5 protein-coding genes, 1 pseudogene and 1 riboswitch are annotated in these 6181 nt (G+C 36.2%); all 6 genes and pseudogenes read left to right on the forward strand.

All coding sequences use genetic code 11. The features are described from left to right. Positions 1-215 precede the first annotated feature (215 nt). A riboswitch (TPP riboswitch) is annotated at positions 216-316 on the forward strand. Between the two features lie 69 nt (positions 317-385). Continuing rightward, positions 386-1063, forward strand: a complete 678-nt coding sequence (gene tenA, locus KM149_RS03915) for a thiaminase II (protein ID WP_214972220.1) — start codon at positions 386-388, stop codon at positions 1061-1063. Positions 1064-1066: 3 nt separating this feature from the next. Further along, positions 1067-1873 carry a bifunctional hydroxymethylpyrimidine kinase/phosphomethylpyrimidine kinase gene (thiD, locus tag KM149_RS03920; protein ID WP_050330402.1) on the forward strand — a complete coding sequence of 269 codons (807 nt, stop codon included), beginning with the start codon at positions 1067-1069 and terminating at the stop codon, positions 1871-1873. Position 1874: 1 nt separating this feature from the next. Beyond that, positions 1875-2666, forward strand: coding sequence for a hydroxyethylthiazole kinase (gene thiM / locus KM149_RS03925; RefSeq protein WP_214972225.1), 792 nt, complete (start codon positions 1875-1877; stop codon positions 2664-2666). A gap of 1 nt (position 2667) precedes the next feature. After that, entirely contained in the window at positions 2668-3306 is a 639-nt protein-coding gene (thiE, locus tag KM149_RS03930) for a thiamine phosphate synthase (protein WP_050330405.1), read from the forward strand. An 88-nt stretch (positions 3307-3394) separates the two neighbouring features. After that, positions 3395-4252 carry a membrane protein insertase YidC gene (gene yidC, locus KM149_RS03935; RefSeq protein ID WP_050330407.1) on the forward strand — a complete coding sequence of 286 codons (858 nt, stop codon included), beginning with the start codon at positions 3395-3397 and terminating at the stop codon, positions 4250-4252. Positions 4253-4486: 234 nt separating this feature from the next. Then, a pseudogene (locus KM149_RS03940) lies at positions 4487-6181 on the forward strand (hypothetical protein); the annotation flags it as partial.

The following is a 6181-nucleotide window of genomic DNA, read 5'->3' on the forward strand; positions in this document are numbered from 1 at the left end:
CCCAGCAAAGATGACTAGGGTTGCGCCGAGCAAAAAAGCGAAAAGCGCAACCCAGACATCAACTGCGAAGAATACATAAGTAACGGTATCAAATAGTAGAACAACAGGTTCATGCTGATAATTGGTTAATCAAACTATTAAAATAGAATATTCAGAATAAAAGTCGACTCTAATTGAAATTAAACAGTCTTTTTGATACATTAAGTATAAATAAATAAGACTACTAGGGGCGCCTTAAGGCTGAGATGAATGGCAATTCAGACCCTTCGAACCTGATTTGGTTGATACCAACGTAGGGAAGTAGCGGTATAACATCATTCACCGTGGTATGTTATCAAGGCTGCTTTTCTTAGTGGTCTTTTTTCATATCAAAGGAGAATAAAAAATGACTTTTTCTGAACAGTTAATGCAAGAGGCAGAGCCAATTATTGAGTATATTTATAATGATGATTTTATCCAAGGGCTAATTACAGGACAAATTCATAAAGCAGCAGTTAAGCATTATTTACGTGCAGACGCCCGCTATTTAAATGAGTTTGCGAAAATATACGCGTTGTTAATACCTAAAGTCAATTCAAAAGAAGAAATACAGTTTTTGACTGAACAAATTCAATTTGCAAGCTCAGGAGAAGTGGAACCGCATCATATTTTAGCTGATTTTGTAGGTGAAGATTATCAATCGATAATCGCTGAGGGGGAATGGTACCCCTCTGCTGATCATTACATTAAACATATGTATTACAATGCTTTTGCATTTGATAATGTAGCATATACGATTGCCGCTATGGCACCATGTCCATATGTTTATCAACAACTTGGCAAACGTGCAATGGCACAGTACGATTTTTCAAATTCAAACCCATTGAAATCATGGTTTGCATTTTATGCACAAGAAATGGACACTTTAATGTCATACATTCAACGATGGTTAGATGAATATGCAGAAACGAGTTCTACTCAAGTTCAAAAAACTTTACGACAAAATTTTCTACAAAGTACGACTCATGAACGCCGTTTCTTTAATATGTCATATCAATTAGAACAATGGGAATTTGGAGGGTAAAAAATGGAAAAACCAAAAATAGCTTTAACAATTGCAGGTACGGATCCTAGTGGTGGCGCAGGTGCAATGGCAGATTTGAAATCTTTTCATTCCTGTGGCGTTTATGGCATGGCAGCAATCACAAGTATTGTAGCGCAAAATTCTTTAGGTGTTCAGCATATCCATAATTTAGATGCTGCATGGCTGGAAGAACAATTAGAAAGTGTATTTAATGATGAAAAGCCACATGCATTAAAAACGGGTATGATACCTACACCGGAAATGATGGAAGTAATCGAAATTTATTTGAAAAAGATTGATATTCCTTATGTCATAGATCCCGTGATGGTCGCCAAAAGTGGGGATTCATTAATGGACCAAAGTGTACGTCAGAGTTTAAAAGAATCATTATTACCCTATGCAGATGTTGCAACACCTAATCTTCCTGAAGCTGAAGAAATTGTTCAAATGACAATTGATAGTGAAGAAAAAATTCTTCGTGCAGGTCAATATTTTATCCAAGAAATTGGTTCTAAAGGTGTCATTATTAAAGGTGGCCATTTAGAAGGTGATGCTATTGACCATTTATTTACTAAAGAGGGTCACTATGAATTTAAAAGTGAACGTTTCCCAACACAACACACACATGGGACAGGTTGTACTTTTTCGGCAGTCATTACAGCAGAATTAGCAAAAGGAAAGTCGGTTTTCGAGGCTGTAGCTAAAGCGAAAAAATATATTTCGTTGGCAATTAAACATACGCCTGAGATAGGAAAAGGGCGTGGCCCGGTGAACCATTTTGCATATGAAAAAATCAATGGGTGGGATTAATATGAATTTTTTATCAAAGTTAAGAGCACAACATCCTTTAGTTGTTTGTTACACAAATGATGTTGTTAAAAACTTTACGGCTAACGGTTTGATTAGTGTCGGTGCAAGCCCTGCAATGAGTGAAGCACCGGAAGAAGCAGATGATTTTTTTAATGTAGCGCAAGCGTTATTAATTAATATTGGGACATTGACAAAGCAACGCGGTGAAGACATGTTAAAAATCGCAAAAACAGCCAATAAGAAGGGCGTGCCTATAGTGTTCGATCCGGTTGCAGTGGGCGCATCTCAATTTAGAAAAGATTTTTGTCAACGCTTCTTAGAGGAAATAGATGTATCGGTTATTAAAGGTAATGCATCTGAAATAATGACTTTAGTCGATACGACAACAACGATGAAAGGTACGGATAGTGCGCATGATATCGATGTTGTAACAATCGCACAAGAAGCGTATAAAAAGTATCAAACTGCCATCGTTATTTCTGGCCAAGTCGATGTTATTATTCAAAAAGAGGGTATTGTTATGTTATCTAATGGTACGCCGCTCCTTACTAAAATCACAGGAGCTGGATGTTTACTTGGAGGTGTGATTGCAAGCTTTTTATTAGGAGAAGAAACACCTTCAATTGAACAGTTGACACAAGCAGTATCTTTCTATAATATTGCTGCAGAACAGGCTGAGCTTAGAGAAGGCGCAGATTTACCAGGGACTTTTCTTGTCGCCTTTATTGATGCATTGAATCAAACATCTGCTGAATCTTACCAATTAGAGATCAAAAAGAGAGAAGTGATTTAAAATGGGTTTTGATCGTAAGCAATTACGTATTTATTTTATTGCCGGAACACAAGATGTGAAAGAGGGCAGTCTTGAGTCGATACTTAAAGAAGCGTTAGAGGCGGGTATTACAATGTTCCAATTTCGTGAAAAGGGACCCTCTTCTCTATCAGGCAATGAGAAAAAGTTGAAGGCTATAGAGTTGCAAAGGTTATGTCGTGCCTATAAAGTGCCTTTCATCGTCAATGATGATATTAATTTGGCGATAGAAATTGATGCTGATGGTGTCCATGTAGGACAAGATGATGAAAAAATAGCCTCATTCTATTCTAAGCTCAAAAACAAAATTATAGGATTGAGTGTAGGTAACTTTGAAGAGTATGATCAATCTGATTTAACACATGTTGATTATATTGGTGTCGGTCCTGTCTATGAAACGAGTTCAAAAAGCGATGCCAAAAAACCTGGCGGTGTTGAAATGATTCGTCGGATGAGAGAATATGATGAAAATATTCCTATCGTGGCTATAGGTGGGATAACTGAAGAAAATGTGTCGTCTATTATTAAAAATGGTGCCGATGGTATCGCAACAATTTCGTCAATCACACACAGTACAAATATTGAAAACTCTGTGAATCGTTATATGCAATATTTCAAATAAAATCATTTTTATGTTTGAATATATTTCCACCATTCCAATTTCTATGATAAAATATCATTTATGTGAATATTACTTTAGAGGTGGAAAAATGAAGAACAAAGCTTTACTGACAACGCTTCTAGGCGTAGTCTTATTTTTAGCTGGATGTGATTATAGTAAGCCTGAAAACCGAGACGGTTTCTTTTTTAATACCTTTGTCCAACCTATGGATAAACTTATACACTGGTTAGGTCATACATTAGGTGATAATTATGGCTTAGCTATCATTATTATTGTATTAGCGGTGCGTGTTGTACTCTTACCTTTTATGTTGTCTAATTACAAAAACATGCATATGATGCGTGAGAAAATGAAAATAGCTAAGCCGGAAATTACAGAAGCGCAAGAAAAAGTAAAACGTGCACGTACACAAGAAGATAAATTGGCTGCCAACCAAGAAATGATGCAAGTTTATAAAAAATACAATATGAATCCAATGGCCAGTATGTTGGGATGTTTGCCTCTTATTTTACAAATGCCGATTATTATGGCACTGTTCTTTGTATTAAAATATCCATCTGGTGGCGGCATAACTAAGTATTCGGATTTTCTATGGTTCCATTTAGACAAACCTGATATTTGGATTACCATTATTGCCGGTGTTCTTTACTTTATTCAAGCTTATGTTTCAAGTTTTAATATGCCACCTGAACAACGACAAATGGGATACATGATGATGATTATATCTCCAATCATGATTGTTTGGATTTCGTTAAGTTCTGCTGCGGCATTAGGTTTGTATTGGTCAGTTTCTGCCGCATTCTTAGTGGTTCAAACACACGTAGCGAATGTTGTATATGGGAAAAAAGCAAAAGCAGAAGTTGCACCATTGATTAAAAAGTTTGAACAAGAAAAAAAGCCAAAATCAGCTAAAAACACACAAGTTGTGAAGAAAAAGAAAAAATAAGTTCGGTCCTTAAATATAAAAAAGCACAGTGCCATGACTTTTAACATAGAGTCAAGGCCCTGTGCTTTTTTTATATGGGATGGAAGAAAACACGCGATACTATTAAAATAATAAAATTGTAAATAAAATAACACAATTGTAAGTCTTTTACAATCTTTTAAAAAAATAATATTGACTATCAAAATTCAATTGACTATAATTAATCGTAATCATTACGATTAAAGGAGATAAATCATGAAGAAAACTATTGTTACATCCATGCTTGTTTCAAGCGGCATTTTATTATCATCCCATTCTGCATATGCTGATAGTGTAGAAAACAGTGGAGAATCCTCTAGTGGCCCGAATTCAGCAGAAATTGAGCAAAATGTTGATAGCCCTCAATCAGTAAATACAGTACAACCATCGGCGCAACAAAAGTCTCAAAATGTAGCAATGCAACCCAAATCTAGCATAGATACGAAAGTGCAAAATGAAAATAACGTATCCACAGAGACGGAAGCACATCACGGTGCTACCGAAGTAACACCCCATAATGATGCACATGTAAATCCTCAAACTGAAACAGTAAGCCCTCAAGTTGAACATGATACACATGAACATGTTGGCCATGCACACGATGGTCATCATCATGAAGAGATTCACCAACATCATCCTATTGAAGAAGAACGTGAAGCACACCCCGAGCAAGAAAAAGTTCAAAATATCGGTCCTGTTGACCATATCACACGAAATGAAAAGGATTTAAAAGATAATAAACAGGTTGTTGATCCTAACAATTTTAGCGCTATTAGTTTTGAATTATATGATCCTTTTAAATCAAACGCACAATTAATTATGCCAGAAGGACAGAAAACGTCTTCGTTTGGTTATTATGTTTTAAAACAAACAAATTGGAAAGACATACCATTCCAACTACCACAAGTAAGTATTCCCGAAGGTTACTATCTTAAATATTGGTCTTACGATTTACCCAAAGAAGGGCAAGTAACGCGAGATCGCGCATTTAGAGCACATATCGGTTTAGAAAAATACAGAAACACGCCTCCAGTCATAGGACCATTCACAAATGCAACTTCTGTTGAAGTAACTGAGCGCTTAAAACAAGTCGATCGCGATGATTACGCGCCTGTTTTCTTCAAAGCGTTAAACAACGGACATTTTATTGTTGGTAGTCAAGTATCTAATAATATTGTTTATTATTTAAAACATGGCCAAACATGGCAACAATTAAAAGAAAGTGGATTGATTATTCCTACACCTGTAGCGAATGATGACAATACAGAATTTATAGAATGGCGTAATGCGCTACCTCAAGATAATGAATATCCGACAGTTAATTTTTATCTCGGTGCATTCGGTACAAAAGATTTATTAATTGGTTCATATGTACCTAGTGACGTAAATCATCCGTTAGATGATAATGATCCAGCTCGACCGCATCCTAGAGATATTACGCGTTCATATGATAAAAATCATTACACACCAATCGCATTTGTAGCAGATGGACCAGGTCATTTAGATGACTATACTTCTGTAGAAAAAGCATTAGTTTATCTTGTAAGAAATAATCCGACATGGAAAGATTCCGCTTTTGGTGCACCTACACCGATTCCTGATGAAGGTAGTGTGTTTGTAGGATGGGATAGTCCTATTTCTGATTCAGGTGATAATAAAGTAGAGCGAAAAGTATTTAAAGCCATATTTAAATCAAAAGAAGAATTAGCTGCAAAAGATTGGGATACACCAAACGCACAAGAAGGTAAAGCAACAGAAGATGCACATGCAGAAGCATGGGAAAAAGAAGCAGAAACAAAAGATTGGGATACACCAAACGCACAAGAAGGTAAAGCAACAGAAGATGCACATGCAGAAGCATGGGAAAAAGAAGCAGAAACAAAAGATTGGGATACACCAAACGCGCAAGAA

The organism is Staphylococcus coagulans, from assembly GCF_022557135.1.
Classification (GTDB): domain Bacteria; phylum Bacillota; class Bacilli; order Staphylococcales; family Staphylococcaceae; genus Staphylococcus; species Staphylococcus coagulans.

Excerpts from the sequence above, each read along its gene's own strand:
- tenA (WP_214972220.1), top strand. The coding sequence starts at position 386 with ATGACTTTTTCTGAACAGTTAATGCAAGAGGCAGAGCCAATTATTGAG.
- thiM (WP_214972225.1), top strand. The coding sequence starts at position 1,875 with ATGAATTTTTTATCAAAGTTAAGAGCACAACATCCTTTAGTTGTTTGT.
- yidC (WP_050330407.1), top strand. The coding sequence starts at position 3,395 with ATGAAGAACAAAGCTTTACTGACAACGCTTCTAGGCGTAGTCTTATTT.
- thiE (WP_050330405.1), top strand. The coding sequence starts at position 2,668 with ATGGGTTTTGATCGTAAGCAATTACGTATTTATTTTATTGCCGGAACA.
- thiD (WP_050330402.1), top strand. The coding sequence starts at position 1,067 with ATGGAAAAACCAAAAATAGCTTTAACAATTGCAGGTACGGATCCTAGT.